We start from the raw sequence: 16,537 nt of genomic DNA, 5'->3' as shown, positions 1-16,537 counted from the left end.
GCGGCGGCGAGCTTTGTGACAACGATCACACCTTCCTTTCAGGCCACCGCACACAAAATGATCGCACAGGCCTGTCGCCCCTTCGGCGTCGGCATCAGCGCATAGTGGTGCGGCTGTCCACAGAGTAGATGCAGCTCGACCGGCTCGCCCAATGAGCAAGCTCGACACTGTCCAAATATGCTATGTAACCGGCGCCGAAGTGTGCTGTCGTGCCCACCTCACTAGGCTAAAAGACTGGCGATCATCACCGCTGAGATTGGAATGCAGCGGTCACGCGCGAATCTCAGCGCAGCTCCTCTGCGTATCGACTAACTTTCCCTTATAGGGATGTAGCTTTTGACGATTGGAATGACCACGAGCGCCTCAGCGAAGCAAAGGCGCTGCCGGAGAAGCCAGATAGCCATGAGTGCGACAGACCGACTTGTGTATATCTGCGAGCGGGCGATGCCACACTACGGAAAAGATTTTATCAGCGCACGTCTGCGCTGAAGATAATCAAGTTTTGGTTTTCCGATTTTAGGAGCCTGAATTTTTTTTCCATTGTATGGCTCAAGATTGCTTCTTAGCACATCGTCATCGCCCACCCGATCCCCATCGATGCGAACAATAAGATCGTCATCAATTAGGAGGTGACCATTTTCAAACGCGCGATCCACAAGAAGCGAAAGACAAATACCATTGGACGGGTCTATCGCCACGAACCCATCAGACTTGGTCGTCGATTTGTTTGGCGGAAGCGGAACCACTGCGGCCGTTGCCCATAAGATGCGGCGTCGTTGGCTAATAACGGAACGAAATTTTCAAACAGTTCGAGACTTCTTGCTGCCACGACTCCAACATGTAGTTAGTGGCACGGACCCGGGCGGGATTACCGAGATGCTCTCGTGGGCGGGGGGCGGCGGCTTTGAGGTCGCGCAAGTGTCCCCCAGATTCGGCACGGGATACAGCTCGGCCGGCTTTGGGGGTATCCGACGGAGTTTAAAGAAAACGGCAATCCGCGAGGATATATTAGCAGCCTAGCAGCGAGGCAGGAAGTACAAGACCCCATTGCGGGGCGCGTTTTGTGACAATCACACCTTCTCCTTAAGCCACTGCTCGCAAGATGATCGCACGCGTACGCCGTCCATCCGGCGTCAGCGCGCGAAGGCGAATAGCGGTTGCCCGAGGCCGGAGCCGAGGCCATACTTCGCGCCTCGATTGTCGTCGATCGCGAGCCCCGTGTCGAAGCGCCCTGTTCCTCCCCCCAGCCGCGGACCTCATCAAACCGATTTGCGCGAGCGCGCCACGCTCGCGCTGCGAATGCAGAATTTCGCCGAGGCGGAGCGGCTTGCAGCCGAAGCCTTGAGGACGAGCCGGAACGATATCGTCGCGACATGGGTTCTCGGCCGCGCCTTGCTCGCTCAGAACCGCGCAGCGGAGGCCATCCTGCCCTTGGACAAGGCGGCGCGCCGCACGAGCGATCCGGGCATTGAAACTCTGCTTGGCGCGGCCTTGGGCGAATCCGGACGTCGCACGGAAGCCGTCGAACAATTGCGCCGGACCGCGGCGCGTCGCCCACCTTTCCTGCCGGCGTTCCAGGAACTCGCCGGCCAGCTTGCCAAGGATCGGCGCCTCGATGAGGCCATCGCGGTGATCGGCACCGCTCTCGCGCTCGCGCCGGAAAGCATCGACCTACAACTGGATCTTGCGCGCCTGCATCTCGAGCGCAATACGCGCGGTGAGGCGCGCGCGATTCTCGTCAAGGCCAACGAGGCCGCGCCCGGGCGTCCCGATATCTCGACCCTACTTGCACGCGTGCTGCGCCAGGATGGTGATTATGCCACGGCCGCAGAAATGTACCGGCTCGCGCTGGCGCTGCGCCCTGACGATGCCATGGCACGAGCCAACCTCGCAGCCTGCCTGTTCGAGTTGGGTCAGCGCGAAGAGGGCGAGGCGAGCCTTCGTTCGGCGGTACGCGGCCGGCCCCGGATGCTGGCACAAGCCGCCTACACGCTCGTCCATTCATCGCGCGGCCGCTTCTTCTTCCGCCCGAGCGCGCTCAAGAAGTTTCTGCAAAATGACATCCCGTGATGCGGCTCACGCACGGAACTGCCGTCGATAAGTGCCAGGCTCCTGCGCGACCGACTTCGTTACCTCGAACACCCGCCGCATCTCCTCTGCAGTCAGTGGCGCGGTCTGAGCGACCCAGGTTTCCCGCTTCACCGCCATGCATTGCGCGATCGGTGTCCCCTTCTGCAGCACGCCGTTGAAATTCACGTCGTGCCAATGCACCGGGAAATGGATCCAGCTGTCACGATATCGATCGCAATCGACGAGGCCAGTCAGCGTCGTGAAGGGCAAATCAAACCGATTGATCGGATGCATGAACAGAACCGAATAGCCTTCCGGCGCTTCGATCAGCCATGGGTTACGAAACTTGATGAGAAGCCGGTCCGGCTCGAACAACGGCGATCCCGTGACCTGACTGGAGTCGTGAAATCCAACGGGAGAGCGCGGGAAATCAAGCTCACCACCGGCTGGCAGGTCATTGTCCCAGGAAATTTCCCCATTCTCAAACCTGACATCGCACATCAATGGGATCAGGAAGCCGCTCGTCATGGCGTCGACGACCGGAGGGCATCGCTTGACCGTATCCTCCTCGCGCTGATTGATCGCGTTGAAGGCCTGCGTCGGCATCGCCTTCAGCCAGGCAGGCAGGCCTAAACTCGCAGGGACCGGCGGCGGCAATTTGTCTTCAAGACCCGGCGGACAGCGGAACTTGAGGGTCATCGGCTCGTCGGGCACTTCTGATGCTCTCATTGTCGCCGGGCGAGCCCTAGGCCTGATCGCGAACAGACAATGCATCCGTTGCGATGCTTTTCGCGCGTGTGCTCAGCCAAGCCTACGAACAATTGGTCGGAGCGAGAGGATTTGAACCTCCGACCCCTAGTCTCCCAGACTAGTGCGCTAACCGGGCTGCGCCACGCTCCGAACGTCGTTCCATTAGCTAGGATCGCCGGTTTGCGCAAGGCGAGGTCACACCATTTTGCTGCCTCTGCCGAAAGGCACCGGAACTGGCCCAAAGCCGAGGGTGTCCGGCGTCAGGCGTCCTTGAGCGCCTGATCCAGCATTTCGCGGCAGGCGATCAGCTCGGCGAGCACCCGTCCGAGGCGCTCCCGGTCGATGGCGCTGGGGCCTGCGGGCGCGGCGGGGGTGCCGCCTTTGCGGAAGGTGGTGAGGATTTCCTCGTCGTCGGTCTCGGAGAAGCGGAAGTCGATGCCCTCCTCCTCCTCGCCCTGGTAGTCGTCATCGTCGCTGTCGCGGGCGCCGCGGACGCCGGTCTCCTCCTCGGGCTCCATCAGGCTCGCGCCGACGGCGTCTTCGATGGCGCCGAACGAGACCGCGGCCGCACCGTCGGCGAGGCCCTGCACCGATTTGATGCCGTGTTCTTTCAGGATCCGCTGCACGCCGCGGATGGTGTAGCCCTCGCCGTAGAGCAGACGGCGGATGCCCTTGAGCAGGTCGACGTCGTCAGGGCGGTAATAGCGGCGGCCGCCGCTGCGCTTCATCGGCTTGATCTGGGAGAAACGCGTCTCCCAGAACCGCAGCACGTGCTGCGGAATGTCGAGTTCCTGCGCTACTTCGCTGATGGTTCGGAACGCATCCGGCGCCTTGTCCAAATGCCAAATCCTTATCCGGAAGGCGGATTACGCCTCGGGTTGCGCCTTGCTGGCGTCGCCATTGGTGCGGTGCTGGGCGTTGATCCGCTGCTTCAGGATCGCCGACGGCTTGAACACCATGACCCGGCGGGGCGAGATCGGCACCTCGGTGCCGGTCTTGGGGTTGCGACCGATGCGCTGACCCTTCTTGCGGACCATGAAGGAGCCGAACGAGGACAGCTTCACCGTCTCGCCTTTCTCAAGGCAATCGGTGATCTCCTTCAGCACGAGTTCCACGAAGGCGGACGATTCCGTGCGCGACAGCCCTACCTTCTGGTAGACGGCTTCGCACAGATCGACACGCGTTACGGTTTTACTTTGATCGGTCATCGCCCTGCCCCACATCACGGCGAACAATTGTTGTCTGAAATTATGAGCTTACGATACGGCGGTCAACAGCCCTCATCAATGCAGGCGCATCGATAATCCGATCTGATTCGGGCAAAATTTTATCGACTGTGGCTTACCAGCGCACCAGCGCGGAGCCCCAGGTGAAGCCGCCGCCCATGGCTTCCAGCAGAACCAGGTCGCCGCGCTTGATGCGGCCGTCCTTGCGCGCCACCGACAGCGCCAGCGGGATCGAAGCCGCCGAGGTGTTGCCGTGAAGGTCCACCGTCAGCACCACCTTCTCCGGCGCGATATGAAGCTTATGCGCGGACGCGTCGATGATTCGCTTGTTGGCCTGGTGCGGCACGAACCAGTCGATGCTGTCGGCATTGAGCCCGGTCGCCTCGAAGGCGTCGACGATCACGTCGGTGATCATGCCCACCGCGTGCTTGAAGACCTCGCGGCCCTCCATGCGCAGATGGCCGACAGTCTGGGTCGAGGACGGGCCGCCGTCGACGAACAGCTTGGCCTTGTGGCGACCGTCGGAGCGCAGATGCGTCGTCACGATCCCGCGGTCGGTGGCGGCATTGCCCGGCTGCTCCTGCGCCTCCAGCACTACCGCGCCGGCGCCGTCGCCGAACAGCACGCAGGTACCGCGATCGGTCCAGTCGAGGATGCGCGAGAAGGTTTCCGCTCCGATCACCAGCGCGCGCTTGAAGGCGCCCGTGCGCAGGAAATTATCGGCGGTGGCGAGCCCGAACACGAAGCCCGAGCACACCGCCTGAAGGTCGAAGGCGGCGCCATGGTTGATGCCGAGCCCGTGCTGCACGGCGACCGCGCTGGCGGGGAAGGTGTTGTCAGGCGTCGAGGTCGCGAGCACGATCAGGTCGATCGACTGCGCGTCCAGGCCGGCATCGGCGAGCGCGGCCTGTGCCGCCTTCAGCGCCAGATGCGAGGTGAACTCGCCCTCGGCCGCGATATGCCGCTCGCGAATGCCGGTGCGCTGCACGATCCACTCGTCGGACGTGTCGATGCGCGCCGCCAATTGGGCGTTGGTCACCACCTGCTCCGGCAAATAAGAGCCGCAGCCCAGCACGACCGAACGAATTTGAGTCACGAAACAGCCTCCTGCGCGGCCTGCACGGAATTGAGTGCACCACCTTCGCGGTTGAGCATCTGATTGATCTTGTTGAGGAGATCGAATTTGACCATCTCATAGCCAACATCAATCGCATAGGCAAAGCCTTCGGCAGCGATTCCGCCATGGCTCTTGACCACGATCCCGTTCAATCCCAGCAACACGCCGCCGTTGGATTTGTTCGGATCCATCTTGTTGCGCAGGGCCTGGAAGGCGTTGCGCGCAAAGAGATAGCCGAGCTTTGACAGCCAGTTCCGCTTCATCTCGTCCCTGAGCAATTCCGCCATCTGCCGTGCGGTTCCCTCCGCAGCCTTCAGCGCGATGTTGCCGCTGTAGCCCTCGGTGACGATGACGTCCGCCACCCCCTTGCCGATGCCGTCACCCTCGACGAAGCCGAGATAGTCGAGCTCAGGCAGGTTCCTGGCGCGCAAGATTTCGCCGGCCTCGCGGATCTCCTCGTGCCCCTTGATCTCCTCCACCCCGATATTGAGCAGGCCGACCGTGGGTCGTTTCTTGTTGAACAACACGCTGGCCATCGCCGCGCCCATGATGGCGAGCGACACCAGATGGTGGGTATCGCCGCCGATGCTGGCGCCGAGGTCGAGGACCACGGAATCGCCGCGCCTGGTCGGCCACATGCCGGCGATGGCCGGACGGTCGACGCCGGGCAGCGTGCGCAGGTGGAAGCGCGACATCGCCATCAGCGCGCCGGTATTCCCGGCCGAGACCGCAACATCCGCCTCGCCCTTTTTCACCGCATCGATGGCAAGCCACATGGAGGAAGTCCGGCGGCCGCGCCGCAGCGCCTGGCTCGGCTTGTCCGACCCGCTGACCGCGACATCGGTGTGGATAATCTTCGACGCCGCCTTCAGCGCGGGGTGGCGCTCGAGCTCGGGCTCGATCTTGGCGCGGTCCCCGATCAGCAGGAATTCGATCTCGCGATGCCTATCAAGCGAGATGGCGGCGCCTGGAATGACCACGGCGGCGCCGGCGTCGCCCCCCATGGCGTCAAGCGCGATGCGAACCTTGCTTGGCATAAAAGTCCTGGAAACCTGGTCTGGTGCGGTCTTGAACGAGCGGGGCCGCAAATGGGTCCGCCACGAACATGGCGGTCGGTCAAGCGCCACGCTGCACCCCGACCGGGGCGCGACAATAGCGTTTTGTTATCCCGAAACAACCTCTTGCCCCCAGCCTTTTGGATTCGGGAGCATCGGGCCGCGGACGGACTAATTCACAAGAAACGCATCAAAATCAAACAGATAATTCGACCTTTCAAACCACCATCGCAAACACCTCGCGCCCCGTAGCAAAGCGGTCCTCTGGGGGAGACGGCACCTATTGGTCTTTCTTCTTGTCCTGGAGTGCCTTCAGGACCGCAAAGGGATGGTCCTCCGGATCGGGGGCGATGACCTCGGGCTCAAACACCACCCCCGGTTTCCGCGGATAGGGATCGACCGCCAGAAACAGGGCGTCGGTGGCGAGCCGGCCGAGGTCGATGATGCCATTGACGATCGCCTCCGGGGGGTCGGCGACCTGCTCCTGATCGTCCTGCCCCTCCTCCATCAGGTCGGCCAGGCGGCGGACCTCGGCCTCGGGGGCAAATATCAGGTCCACCTCCTCGTCGATCTCGCTCTCCATCGGGTCAAGCGTGACCACACAGGTCTGGCCGATCCGAGCACGAACGTGGCCCGTAACCTGGATCCGGTTGCCGCTTTTCGGCACGACATCGAAGTCGGCCTGGACCGAGACAACCTCGCGCAAGCCTGCCGTCTCGGCCATGGCCTGCCGCTCGGCGGCCGAGGCCTCGAGCTTGCGATGCAGGCCGGTATCCGGGATCTGGGCAACGATGACGGGCACCCGCCAGGGATCGGGCCCGGATGCTGGTATCGGTCGGGTCATGGCGTGACATCCTCAGGAAGCGCTGGAGGAAACTTGAAGGACGCACCCAGCAGTGCGGCCTCGCCGGTCCGGCCGAGCTCGGCCTCGGCAGCCCTGGCATAGGCCGCGAGCCGCTGCGCCTGGTCCATGCCGGCCCCATTCAAGATATTCTTGCAGATCGCCGATGCCAGCGCCTCGCCGCCGCTTTCCATGGCCTGATCGTAGGCCTGGACCCGGCCGTAAAATGCCTCGCCGAAGGCCCGCATCCGCTTCGGCACGGTCTGGTCGCCTATCCCCATCTCGCGCAGATTGTCGTCCATGTCCTCGCAGAAGCGGTCGAACAGCGCCTGCGACAGCTCGGTGGCGCCCTGAACCGTGCGCAGACGGCGCAGCAGCAGCCAGAGGTGCAGCAGCAACAGATCGAAACGCCCGTTAACGCTATCCGGCACGCCCAAGTCTCGGTAAAATATGGGTTCTCGCGCCTGCGTCACGATCATGCCATAGATGGCTTCAATGGTGCCCGGCGAGGCTAGGCGGGGTTTCCTGAAGTGATTGAACGGCCAAAGCATTGTGGTTTCCGCAAGCGGGCGCGCGCGTGTTGCATTCAGAGCCTCCGCCCGGTACTTCAGCGCCTCGCGCGACGCAAGGGGACGGAATCAGTTCCGCTATGACGATAACGAACCAGACCAGCCTGCGTGCAGACAAGCGGCGCGGCCTTCAAGCACGTTGGCGCGGCTTGCGCCTGTTCGCGGCCGCGGCCCTGGTGGGCGCTGCGCTTGCGGGCTGCACCGGCGAGCAGTTCCAGAAGGGTTACATCCTGCCGCCCAACGCGCTGGAGCAGATCCCGATCGGCGCGAGCCAGGATCAGGTGCTGATCGTGATGGGCACCCCCTCCACCGTCGCAACCCTCGACGGCGAGGTGTTCTATTACATCTCGCAGCGCTCCGAGCGCATGGTCGCCTTCATGAACCAGAAGGTGGTCGATCAGCGCGTCATCGCGGTCTATTTCGACAAGAACCGGCGCGTGCGCCGGCTTGCGAATTACGGCCTGCAGGACGGCAAGATCTTCGACTTCGTCAGCCGCACAACGCCGACGTCGGGCCAGGAGATGAGCTACCTTACGCCGATCTTCAAACTGCTCAGCTTTAACTGAGCCTTCAGCCTGCGGCCTCGTGCGGCTTGCCGTTGCGCGTCCGGTTCCATACGCTCCCCGCAAAACAAGACCCAGGGAGTGGATTCGTGCCCAATCAATTGCTGTCCCGCCGTCGTGTGCTCACCGGTGCTGCCGCCCTCTCGGCCGCAGCGATCCTGCCGCGATCGAGCCTGGCGGACTGGAAGCCCACCGAAAACGTCCGCCTCGTCGTGCCGGCGGCCGCCGGCGGCTCGACCGACGTGATGGGTCGGCTTCTGGCCGCGCATCTGCAGACCGCCTGGGGCCAATCGGCCGTGGTGGAAAACCGCTCCGGCGGCGGCGGGACGATCGGCACGGCCGAGGTGGTCCGCGCCAAGCCGGACGGCCACACCATCCTGATCGGCAATCCCGGCCCGAACGCGATCGCCTACAGCATCTTCAAGAACCTCACCTACAAGCCGGACCAGCTCCAGCCGGTCTCCAATATGATCCGGATCCCGAACATCGTCTCGGCGCATCCCAAGACCGGCATCAAGTCGATCGCCGAGCTGGTCGCCTATCTCAAGGCCAATCCGGACAAGCTCAGCTACGCCTCCTCCGGTGTCGGCCAGAGCCCTCATCTCACCGGCGCCTGGTTCCTGCAGCTCACCGGCCTGAAGATGACGCACATCCCGTTCCGCGGCGCCGGTCCCGCGCTCCAGGCGGCGCTCGCCGGCGACATCCAGATCCTGTTCGACAACCTCTATCCGAGCCTGCCGCAGGTGCAGAACGGCACCCTCACCGGCCTCTGCGTCACCACGACCGAGCGCAGCGACCTCGCGCCGAACCTGCCGACCATGCGCGAGAGCGCGCCGGAGCTTGCGGCTTTCGACGTCTCGTCGTGGTTCTCGGTGTTCCTGCCGAAAGGTGTGCAGCCTGCCGTTGTCGAAGCGCTCAACCTTCAAGTGAAGGCGATGCTCGAGCGCGACGACATCAAGAAGAACATCGTCGCCATGGGCGCCCGCGCCGACTACGGCACGCCCGACCAGTTTGCCGCCTTCGTGGACGCCGAGACGAAGAAGTTCGCCGGCATCATCCAGAAGGAAGGGCTGCAGATGGACGTGCAGTAGCCTTCGCATCCGCGGACACGGCCCAACATGCATCGCCGGCCCGTGTTTTCGGGTTGAGCGCGTGGCGACACATCGGTTGCTATGCAAGCTCGGCCGACGGCTGTCCCACCAAAGCAGCAATCGCCGAAATCGAGTCCAGGCGCGTCAAATCGAAGCCGATGTCGGAGAAGTTGATCCCGTGGTCGGTCTCAATGCTCATGATCAGCTCGACCGCGTCGAGCGAATCGAGGCGGCCGCTGGTGAACAGCAGATCGTCGTCACCTAGCGGCGCGCTGTCGCCCTTCATCAGCAGCCGCTGCACGATGTAGCGTCGCATCTGCGATCTGACTTCAGGGCCGGCTTTCGTGGTCATGTCGAGACTCCCAGGAGATAGAACAGGAATTCGGCGCGTTGCCCGAGCGAATGCTCGCGGTCGAGCGGCGCATCGAAGATGTGAATGAGACAAAAGAAGCTCGACACCCACAGGCAAGGCAGCAAGCGGCCACGCAGCCATCCTCGCGGCGCCTGTTGTGGGGCGCGGCGCATCTGCGAGAGCCCGACGCTGACGGCCAGGACAAACGTGTAGAACGCGTGGGATTGCTGACCGACCACGGCCCGCCAAAGGCCCATTTCGCCGACGAAATGAATATCGCGAATGAAGTGAAACAGCAGGTTGCCGACACAGGCCGCGGCAAAGGTGGCGAAGAACATGCGAAGCCGGCGATGGCCGCGGAGGCAGCGAACAAAGGTGGGGTAGAAGAAATGATCGACGAGCAGTTCCTTGTAGTAGAAGTAGTAGCGGTTCCAGAATTCCGCGAGCGTCGTTGACTCCAGAGGCCGGTAGGTGTTGCGCAGCAGGCGAAAGCCGGCAAGCCGCGCCGTGGCGATGATGACGCCGCCGAACACGGTCATGCTCAGCAGGTCCTCGACGAAGAAGCTGACGAGGCTCGCCCATCCGACGAAACGCGACCAGGGATGGCCCGCGAGATATTGCGGCAGGTTGTCGTCGAACATTGGAAGCTGCAAACGCCCGTGGACGAGCTCGACGAGACAGATCCTGATGATGGCGAGCACAAGGATCCAGACCGCAAGCTTGAAGCCCTTGAGCTGCGTCACCGCAAGCTCTTCGGGTGTCTTGGCCTCGAAGCGGTCGAGATACGACAGCCCCTTCCCGAACGGCGTCAGCGACGATCCCCAGAAGGGGTGGAAAACGCTCAGATGCCGCCACACCGGAGATCGCTTCCTGCCCGCATCGGCCAGACCATAGGCAAGAAACCACAAATAGGGCTGGAACGTCATCAGAAATGACCACAGCAGAACGCGCGGCAGGCCGGCCATCATCGTGGCCTGTGTCAGCGCGACGAGTGCCAGGAACGCCAGCAACAGGCTGAGCGTCGGGCGGCGGAAGACCACCGTCCCTGCGCCCTGCATGATCAGCAACCCCGCGAACAGCGCAAACACGACGGCCACCATGACCGCTTCCAGCAGCGGCTGATGGATCCGGTCGCCAACGCCTTCGTCGATCGCCAGCCGTTCGAGAAAACCTCGGTCGATCAGGAAGCCGCTGCGATAGAGCAGCAGCAAGGTTGCGAGCAGGATCAGGACGCGCCGGTACCGGCCGGCATAGGCGCACACCAGCGCGAATCCCGCCGCTGAAAAATCGATACCTATCTGCCGAAACAAAACCACGAGCAGTCCGACCGCGCAGCAGAGCAGCACGCGGCCACCGATGTCCTGGACCCCCGCCACGAGCCTCGGGTTCCGATCGATCTTCGGGATCAACCGCCACGACGGCTTCCCATGAGGACCCGACGGCGCGTAGCCGTAGGACTGGCTTTCAACACTCATCGGACAACGCGCGCGATCACGACGAGCTGTTGCATCTAAGAGGCCCTTGCAACAGCTTCGCCAAGCAGTGACACCACGGAGCGCCGGTCCGCCTTGCCATTGGCGTTGATGGGAATGTCTTCCATCCAGATGAATCGGCCCGGCACCATGTAGGCGGGAAGGTGCGCCGCGCAGTGCTGGCGCAGATCGCTTTCCGCCATTCTTGCACCCGAATACGCGGCCAGCAGCCGACTGGCACCACTGGCGTCGCGCTGCACCACGGCAAGCGCACGGGTTATTCCCCTGCACGCCATCAGCGCGTGGTCGATCTCCTCCAGCTCGACCCGATACCCCCGAAGCTTGACCTGATTATCCGCGCGACCGCGGAAGCGCAGGACGCCGGTTTCAACGTCGGCCTCCACGAGGTCGCCGCTCCGATAGAGGATCGACCGATAGCCGTCGATTAGAGGGTCCTGACAGAAACGGCGGGCCGTCTCTTGCGGGTTGTTGATGTAGCCGAGCCCTACCCCAGGGCCTCCCAGCCACAACTCGCCGGCGGTGCCCCCGGGCACCGGCTTCATCTCTTCGTCCAGAATCCGGTAGCTGAAATTGGGATTGAGCCGTCCCAGAGGAGCCAGCCCGTCCGTGGTCTCGAAAACGGATTCGACGATCTCGAAACCACTGCAAATACAGCTCGTCTCGGTCGGCCCGTAGCAATTGATCAGCTTCGCCTTGCCGGCAAACGCGTCGTGGAACCGACGAAGCCGGGCCAGCGGAAACCCCTCACCGCCGAACATGAACCGGCTGATGCTCGGCAGCCAATCCGGGCTCAGAAGGTGCATGGAGTCCAGGAACATGAAGAGGGTCGGCACGGCGAAGAAGAACGTGCACTGATGCTTGGTGATCTCCGACACCAGCTCTGCGGGGGGCCGCCCCTTCAGCGCGTCCAGCGCGACAACCGCCGCTCCGTTCAGCAAGCCGGCATAGATGTCGAAGACCGAATTGTCGAAATAGATCGGGTTGACATTCGTCAGCCGGTCACCGGGTCCAATTCCAAGATCGTTCTTCGCCCAGGCGACCAGGTGAAGCACCCCTTGATGGGGGATGACCGCGCCCTTCGGTTCGCCCGTCGATCCCGAGGTGAACATGACATAGGCCGGATCGGCCCCGGTGATCAAGGACGTCAGCGACAGATTGTCGTCTTCAAGCTGCGACAGGGCATGATGCAAGGCAGCCCGGGCACTTGCATCGCCGATCAATGTCCGCGGTCCAGCACCCTCGCGCACGCTGACGATCAGCGCGGGCCGGCATCGCTCCAGCATCAGCCGGGCACGTTCCTCCGGGGCCGCGGGATCGAGGAACGCATAGGGTGCTCCGATCTTGATGCAGGCGATCGCGAGCGCATAGGCCTCGGCGATTTTCGGCAATTCAAGGCACACCACGGCGCCCTTGTTGACGCCCCGCGATGTCAACCAGCGCGCCGACCGGTTTGCCAACTGGTTGAGCTCCGAAAAGGCAAAGCTATCGCCTTCGCAGTACAGGGCGACGGCGTCCGGCGAGGACGCAACGACCTCTTCGAAATGCAGCGCCAGATTATGGGCGGTCATACCGACGCCTCGATCATTTCATTGTCGCCGGGATCGCCCGGCGCGTTCGACGAGGCCTGCACGATCTCGGCAAAATCTCGCTGGTTGAGCGCGATCACGGCCGCGGGCAATTTCGCCTCCGTAAACTGGGCCTGCAACACGCCCCCGAACTCCATGCCGAGATGCTGAAGGAACGCGGCGGCCATCGGATCGGTCGCCAGCGGCCTGCCCTCACTTGCTCCCTGGTTCATATCGGGCACGAGGCTGCTGTTCTCGCTGCCAGCTGAAGCAGCTTCGCGATCGACACGCAGCACCACGTCATAGCGATAGCGGGTCAGCTCGTAGCTTGATCCGCGCTTGAGCAGGATTTCCGTACCCGATATCCGCGGGATGGATCGGGAAATGCCCTGAAAATAGTGGGGATGGATCACCAACTCGCGCTCCTGGGCGATCGACAGGAAGATCTTTCGCGCGAGTGCGGCATCGGTGGCACTCGAAACTTTCGCGGATTGAACTTCGCGATGGAACACCGGCAGGAGCTCGAGGTTACGAACGTCGCCGACGAAGATGTGCCCCCCAGGAGCCACCAGGCCCGCGGCTTGCTCCAAGACTGCGTGCAGGTATTCGATGCCGGGAAAGTATTGCACGACCGAGTTGAGCACCACTGCATCGAACGAATTCAGCGACAAGCCGCTCAAATCGGTGGCTTCCCGCTCGAGAAATTCGACATGCCGAAGCTCGGGCTTCGACTGTGCGAACGCACGCAGCCGCTGAACCGCTACCGGCGAGAGGTCGGTGCCGCAATATACGTCACAGCCGGGCGCGAGCTTTTCGACGAGCAAGCCGACGCCGCATCCGATCTCCAATACCCGCCTTGCACCAAGAGCACGAATTTGCAGGACCGTATGATCCAGCCAATCGACCATGTCGGGTTCGGGAATGGGCCTGTTGGTGAAGTTGCTGGTCCAACCGACGAATGACGGCACAACACCATCGGCATCATGGCGATACGCTTGATCGAAAGCGCGACGCCATTGCGCAACTCTGCGATCTGTCTCGGCCTGAAGACGCTTCGCCTTGCCGGCGCTCAGATGATCGGGGTCAATTGCGATGAAAGCGACCTCGGACTGGCCGCCGTGGCCAGGCTCGGCGCTGAAGAAAGCATCCGCCACGCCCGGATGCGCCATCAATGCCCGTTCAATCTCGTTCACAGGCCGTGCAGGCAATGGAAACCTCCCTCGTGCGGGCGGCAAGCAGCGAACCCCTGAACATACCGAGAGCGCGCCTCGCGCGGAGCATCTCCACGCGTGCTGCGGAACTCGCTAAAATGCCGCCGACAATCTCGCGTATTTCTAGAGCTCGGCCGGTTAAGCAACCTTAAATGTGGCGCACGCGTAGGATGCACATTTTCGGGCGGCTTACGCTCTCGGCATCGATGGATGGCTCTGATGACCGGATTGTTGCAGTTCCACGTCTCGTTGGCCCTTCAGATGATGCGGCGGCCCCGGCACGCACGCAAAGAAAGACCCCGCAGGCCTGCGCCGCGGGGTCTTTGTTCAGCAATGTGTACCTCAGTGCGCCAGGATCGCCAGCAGCAGCAAGGCAACGATGTTCGTGATCTTGATCATCGGGTTCACCGCCGGGCCGGCCGTGTCCTTGTAGGGATCGCCGACGGTGTCGCCGGTCACGGCCGCCTTGTGGGCGTCACTGCCCTTGCCGCCGAAATGACCGTCCTCGATGTACTTCTTGGCGTTGTCCCAGGCGCCGCCGCCCGAGGTCATGGAGATCGCGACGAACAGGCCCGTCACGATCACGCCGAGCAGCATCGCGCCCACGGCCGAGAACGCCGCCGACTTGCCGGCCGCCCCGCCCCCCGCGATCGCATAGATCACGAAGTAGACGAAGATCGGTGACAGCACCGGAAGCAGCGAGGGGATGATCATTTCCTTGATCGCCGCCTTGGTCAAAAGGTCGACCGCCTTGCCGTAATCCGGCTTGTCGGTGCCTTGCATAATGCCCGGCTTCTCGCGGAATTGTCGGCGGACCTCCTCGACGATCGCGCTCGCCGCGCGGCCCACGGCGGTCATGCCCATCGCGCCGAACAGATACGGCAAGAGCCCGCCGAACAACAGGCCCACCACGACGTAGGGGTTGTTGAGCGAGAAGTCCGGTTTGACGCCGGCGAAGTAGGCGTGGTGCGCGGAGTCCGCAATGAAGAACTTGAGATCCTCGTTGTAGGCCGCGAACAGCACCAGGGCGCCGAGACCGGCGGAGCCGATCGCGTAGCCCTTGGTCACCGCCTTGGTGGTGTTGCCGACCGCGTCGAGCGCGTCGGTCGATTTGCGAACCTCCTTCGGCAGGCCTGCCATCTCGGCAATGCCGCCGGCGTTGTCGGTGACCGGACCGAACGCGTCGAGCGCGACGACCATGCCGGCGAGCGCCAGCATCGTGGCGGTCGCGATCGCGATGCCGAACAGGCCGGCGAGGCTGTGGGTGACCAGGATGCCGGCGATGATCACGAGCGCGGGTAGCGCGGTCGATTCCATCGAGATGGCGAGGCCCTGGATCACGTTGGTGCCGTGGCCGGTCACGGAGGCCTGGGCGATCGACTTCACCGGACGATAGTCGGTGCCGGTGTAGTATTCGGTGATCCAGATGATCAGCGCGGTGACGGCGAGGCCGACCACGCCGCACTCGAACAGCGCCATGCCGGTATAGTCGACGCCGGCGAGCTTGCCGAAGCCGATCAGGTAATAGATCACGCCGGCAATGCCGACCAGCGACAGGACGCCGGTTGCGATCAGGCTCTTGTAAAGCGCGCCCATGATCGACTGGCTCGGCCCGAGCTTCACGAAGAAGGTGCCGATGATCGAGGTGATGATGCAGATGCCGCCGATGGCGAGCGGCAGCGTCATCATGTCGGCGAGGATCGGCGTCTTGGCGAAGAAGATCGCCGCCAGGACCATGGTGGCGACCGCGGTCACCGCATAGGTTTCGAACAGGTCGGCGGCCATGCCGGCGCAGTCGCCGACATTGTCGCCGACGTTGTCGGCGATGGTGGCCGGGTTGCGCGGATCGTCCTCGGGAATGCCGGCCTCGACCTTTCCGACGAGGTCGCCGCCGACGTCCGCACCCTTGGTGAAGATGCCGCCGCCGAGACGGGCGAAGATCGAGATCAGCGAGGCGCCGAAGCCGAGCGCCACCATGGCGTCGATGACGACGCGGCTGTCAGGCGCAAGCTTCAGCGAATGGACCAGGAAGCCGAAATAGAGGGTCACGCCGAGCAGCGCGAGACCCGCCACCAGCATGCCGGTGATGGCGCCCGCCTTGAAGGCAAGCTCGAGACCACCCGCGAGCGACGTCGTCGCCGCCTGGGCGGTGCGCACATTGGCGCGGACCGAGACGTTCATGCCGATGAACCCGGCCGCCCCCGACAGGATCGCGCCGATGGCAAAACCGATCGCGACATAGAGCCCCAGGAAATAGGCAAGCAGCACGAAGATGACGATGCCGACCATTCCGATCGTGGTGTATTGACGCCGCAGGTAGGCCTGTGCGCCTTCGCGCACCGCTGCCGCGATTTCCTGCATGCGCGGAGACCCCGCATCCGCGCTCAACACCGAAGACGTCGCCCAGATCGCGTAGACGACGGAAAGCACTCCGCAGAGCACAATCAACCATAATGCTGTCATGTGATTTTTTGCCTCAGATCCTTGATGAACGTACCCCCAGCGCCTTTTGTTTTCCGTCGTGCGGTGCGGCGCCTTGATTTGAAAAAGGCCGCCCCTTGCCCGAAGGCGCGGCCTTAGTCGGTCACGACCTTGCCAAAATCAAATTGAGGGTGCAACGCCAGATAAGTCCGA

At 63.0% G+C, this 16,537-nt stretch carries 17 protein-coding genes and 1 tRNA gene; 4 read left to right on the top strand and 14 right to left on the bottom strand.

All coding sequences use genetic code 11. The features are described 5' to 3' along the window. Positions 1-452 precede the first annotated feature (452 nt). A complete protein-coding gene (locus tag BRA1253DRAFT_RS44140) occupies positions 453-698 on the bottom strand; it encodes a hypothetical protein (RefSeq protein WP_157158691.1) in 246 nt (81 codons plus the stop codon). Between BRA1253DRAFT_RS44140 and BRA1253DRAFT_RS46410 the strand changes: the two genes are divergently transcribed. Then, complete coding sequence (locus tag BRA1253DRAFT_RS46410; RefSeq protein WP_371261361.1) at positions 679-1,020, top strand: DNA methyltransferase; 342 nt, start codon at positions 679-681, stop codon at positions 1,018-1,020. The genes BRA1253DRAFT_RS44140 and BRA1253DRAFT_RS46410 overlap by 20 nt on opposite strands. Before the next feature lie 249 nt (positions 1,021-1,269). After that, positions 1,270-2,070 carry a tetratricopeptide repeat protein gene (locus tag BRA1253DRAFT_RS39270; protein ID WP_245286058.1) on the top strand — a complete coding sequence of 267 codons (801 nt, stop codon included), beginning with the start codon at positions 1,270-1,272 and terminating at the stop codon, positions 2,068-2,070. 6 nt (positions 2,071-2,076) lie between these two features. On the opposite strand, the gene BRA1253DRAFT_RS39265 is transcribed toward BRA1253DRAFT_RS39270, so the two are convergent. The 8 genes from BRA1253DRAFT_RS39265 to BRA1253DRAFT_RS39230 all read right to left on the bottom strand — a co-directional run bounded on the left by BRA1253DRAFT_RS39265 (position 2,077) and on the right by BRA1253DRAFT_RS39230 (position 7,610). After that, positions 2,077-2,769, bottom strand: a complete 693-nt coding sequence (locus tag BRA1253DRAFT_RS39265; RefSeq protein WP_007603447.1) for a hypothetical protein — start codon at positions 2,767-2,769, stop codon at positions 2,077-2,079. 123 nt (positions 2,770-2,892) lie between these two features. Beyond that, positions 2,893-2,970, bottom strand: a tRNA-Pro gene (locus tag BRA1253DRAFT_RS39260). Positions 2,971-3,080: 110 nt separating this feature from the next. After that, positions 3,081-3,659, bottom strand: a complete 579-nt coding sequence (locus BRA1253DRAFT_RS39255) for a MerR family transcriptional regulator (protein WP_007603446.1) — start codon at positions 3,657-3,659, stop codon at positions 3,081-3,083. Positions 3,660-3,686: 27 nt separating this feature from the next. Beyond that, entirely contained in the window at positions 3,687-4,028 is a 342-nt protein-coding gene (locus BRA1253DRAFT_RS39250) for an integration host factor subunit alpha (protein WP_018456841.1), read from the bottom strand. Positions 4,029-4,161: 133 nt separating this feature from the next. Next, a complete protein-coding gene (locus BRA1253DRAFT_RS39245) occupies positions 4,162-5,142 on the bottom strand; it encodes a beta-ketoacyl-ACP synthase III (protein WP_007603444.1) in 981 nt (326 codons plus the stop codon). After that, a complete protein-coding gene (plsX, locus tag BRA1253DRAFT_RS39240; protein WP_007603443.1) occupies positions 5,139-6,200 on the bottom strand; it encodes a phosphate acyltransferase PlsX in 1,062 nt (353 codons plus the stop codon). The genes BRA1253DRAFT_RS39245 and plsX overlap by 4 nt, the downstream gene beginning before the upstream one ends. Positions 6,201-6,498: 298 nt before the next feature. Next, entirely contained in the window at positions 6,499-7,062 is a 564-nt protein-coding gene (locus tag BRA1253DRAFT_RS39235) for a DUF177 domain-containing protein (protein ID WP_007603442.1), read from the bottom strand. Further along, positions 7,059-7,610 (bottom strand): ubiquinol-cytochrome C chaperone family protein, encoded by a 552-nt coding sequence (locus BRA1253DRAFT_RS39230; protein ID WP_007603440.1) that lies wholly within the window; start codon positions 7,608-7,610, stop codon positions 7,059-7,061. Before BRA1253DRAFT_RS39230 ends, BRA1253DRAFT_RS39235 begins: the two co-directional genes overlap by 4 nt. Positions 7,611-7,708: 98 nt before the next feature. On the opposite strand from BRA1253DRAFT_RS39230, the gene BRA1253DRAFT_RS39225 reads away from it, so the two are divergent. Together BRA1253DRAFT_RS39225 and BRA1253DRAFT_RS39220 are read left to right on the top strand one after the other, a co-directional pair. Beyond that, the gene (locus tag BRA1253DRAFT_RS39225) at positions 7,709-8,194 is read left to right on the top strand and encodes an outer membrane protein assembly factor BamE (protein ID WP_007603438.1); all 486 of its coding nucleotides are present in this window, start codon (positions 7,709-7,711) and stop codon (positions 8,192-8,194) included. An 86-nt stretch (positions 8,195-8,280) separates the two neighbouring features. Continuing rightward, positions 8,281-9,282: a tripartite tricarboxylate transporter substrate binding protein gene (locus tag BRA1253DRAFT_RS39220; protein WP_007603437.1), complete on the top strand. Its 1,002-nt coding sequence runs from the start codon at positions 8,281-8,283 to the stop codon at positions 9,280-9,282. 79 nt (positions 9,283-9,361) lie between these two features. Here the strand turns inward: BRA1253DRAFT_RS39220 and BRA1253DRAFT_RS39215 are convergent, their stop codons facing one another. The 5 genes from BRA1253DRAFT_RS39215 to BRA1253DRAFT_RS39195 all read right to left on the bottom strand — a co-directional run bounded on the left by BRA1253DRAFT_RS39215 (position 9,362) and on the right by BRA1253DRAFT_RS39195 (position 16,366). Continuing rightward, positions 9,362-9,634, bottom strand: a complete 273-nt coding sequence (locus tag BRA1253DRAFT_RS39215; protein WP_007603436.1) for an acyl carrier protein — start codon at positions 9,632-9,634, stop codon at positions 9,362-9,364. Then, positions 9,631-11,109, bottom strand: a complete 1,479-nt coding sequence (locus BRA1253DRAFT_RS39210) for a hypothetical protein (protein ID WP_007603435.1) — start codon at positions 11,107-11,109, stop codon at positions 9,631-9,633. The genes BRA1253DRAFT_RS39215 and BRA1253DRAFT_RS39210 overlap by 4 nt, the downstream gene beginning before the upstream one ends. Before the next feature lie 35 nt (positions 11,110-11,144). Next, the gene (locus tag BRA1253DRAFT_RS39205; protein WP_007603434.1) at positions 11,145-12,695 is read right to left on the bottom strand and encodes an amino acid adenylation domain-containing protein; all 1,551 of its coding nucleotides are present in this window, start codon (positions 12,693-12,695) and stop codon (positions 11,145-11,147) included. After that, positions 12,692-13,900 carry a bifunctional 2-polyprenyl-6-hydroxyphenol methylase/3-demethylubiquinol 3-O-methyltransferase UbiG gene (locus BRA1253DRAFT_RS39200; RefSeq protein WP_007603433.1) on the bottom strand — a complete coding sequence of 403 codons (1,209 nt, stop codon included), beginning with the start codon at positions 13,898-13,900 and terminating at the stop codon, positions 12,692-12,694. The genes BRA1253DRAFT_RS39205 and BRA1253DRAFT_RS39200 overlap by 4 nt, the downstream gene beginning before the upstream one ends. Positions 13,901-14,245: 345 nt before the next feature. Beyond that, positions 14,246-16,366, bottom strand: coding sequence for a sodium-translocating pyrophosphatase (locus BRA1253DRAFT_RS39195; RefSeq protein WP_007603432.1), 2,121 nt, complete (start codon positions 16,364-16,366; stop codon positions 14,246-14,248). Positions 16,367-16,537: the final 171 nt, after the last annotated feature.

It is taken from the genome of Bradyrhizobium sp. WSM1253 (genome assembly GCF_000244935.1).
Classification (GTDB): domain Bacteria; phylum Pseudomonadota; class Alphaproteobacteria; order Rhizobiales; family Xanthobacteraceae; genus Bradyrhizobium; species Bradyrhizobium canariense.
Note: the sequence above shows the minus strand (reverse complement) of the source record. Positions and strands in the feature narration are given on the sequence as shown.

What these genes read in the sequence shown, in the direction of transcription:
- BRA1253DRAFT_RS39265 (WP_007603447.1), bottom strand. Translation starts at nt 2,769, where the DNA reads ATGACCCTCAAGTTCCGCTGTCCGCCGGGTCTTGAAGACAAATTGCCG.
- BRA1253DRAFT_RS39250 (WP_018456841.1), bottom strand. Translation starts at nt 4,028, where the DNA reads ATGACCGATCAAAGTAAAACCGTAACGCGTGTCGATCTGTGCGAAGCC.
- plsX (WP_007603443.1), bottom strand. Translation starts at nt 6,200, where the DNA reads ATGCCAAGCAAGGTTCGCATCGCGCTTGACGCCATGGGGGGCGACGCC.
- BRA1253DRAFT_RS39235 (WP_007603442.1), bottom strand. Translation starts at nt 7,062, where the DNA reads ATGACCCGACCGATACCAGCATCCGGGCCCGATCCCTGGCGGGTGCCC.
- BRA1253DRAFT_RS39230 (WP_007603440.1), bottom strand. Translation starts at nt 7,610, where the DNA reads ATGCTTTGGCCGTTCAATCACTTCAGGAAACCCCGCCTAGCCTCGCCG.
- BRA1253DRAFT_RS39225 (WP_007603438.1), top strand. Translation starts at nt 7,709, where the DNA reads ATGACGATAACGAACCAGACCAGCCTGCGTGCAGACAAGCGGCGCGGC.
- BRA1253DRAFT_RS39215 (WP_007603436.1), bottom strand. Translation starts at nt 9,634, where the DNA reads ATGACCACGAAAGCCGGCCCTGAAGTCAGATCGCAGATGCGACGCTAC.
- BRA1253DRAFT_RS39210 (WP_007603435.1), bottom strand. Translation starts at nt 11,109, where the DNA reads ATGAGTGTTGAAAGCCAGTCCTACGGCTACGCGCCGTCGGGTCCTCAT.
- BRA1253DRAFT_RS39205 (WP_007603434.1), bottom strand. Translation starts at nt 12,695, where the DNA reads ATGACCGCCCATAATCTGGCGCTGCATTTCGAAGAGGTCGTTGCGTCC.
- BRA1253DRAFT_RS39195 (WP_007603432.1), bottom strand. Translation starts at nt 16,366, where the DNA reads ATGACAGCATTATGGTTGATTGTGCTCTGCGGAGTGCTTTCCGTCGTC.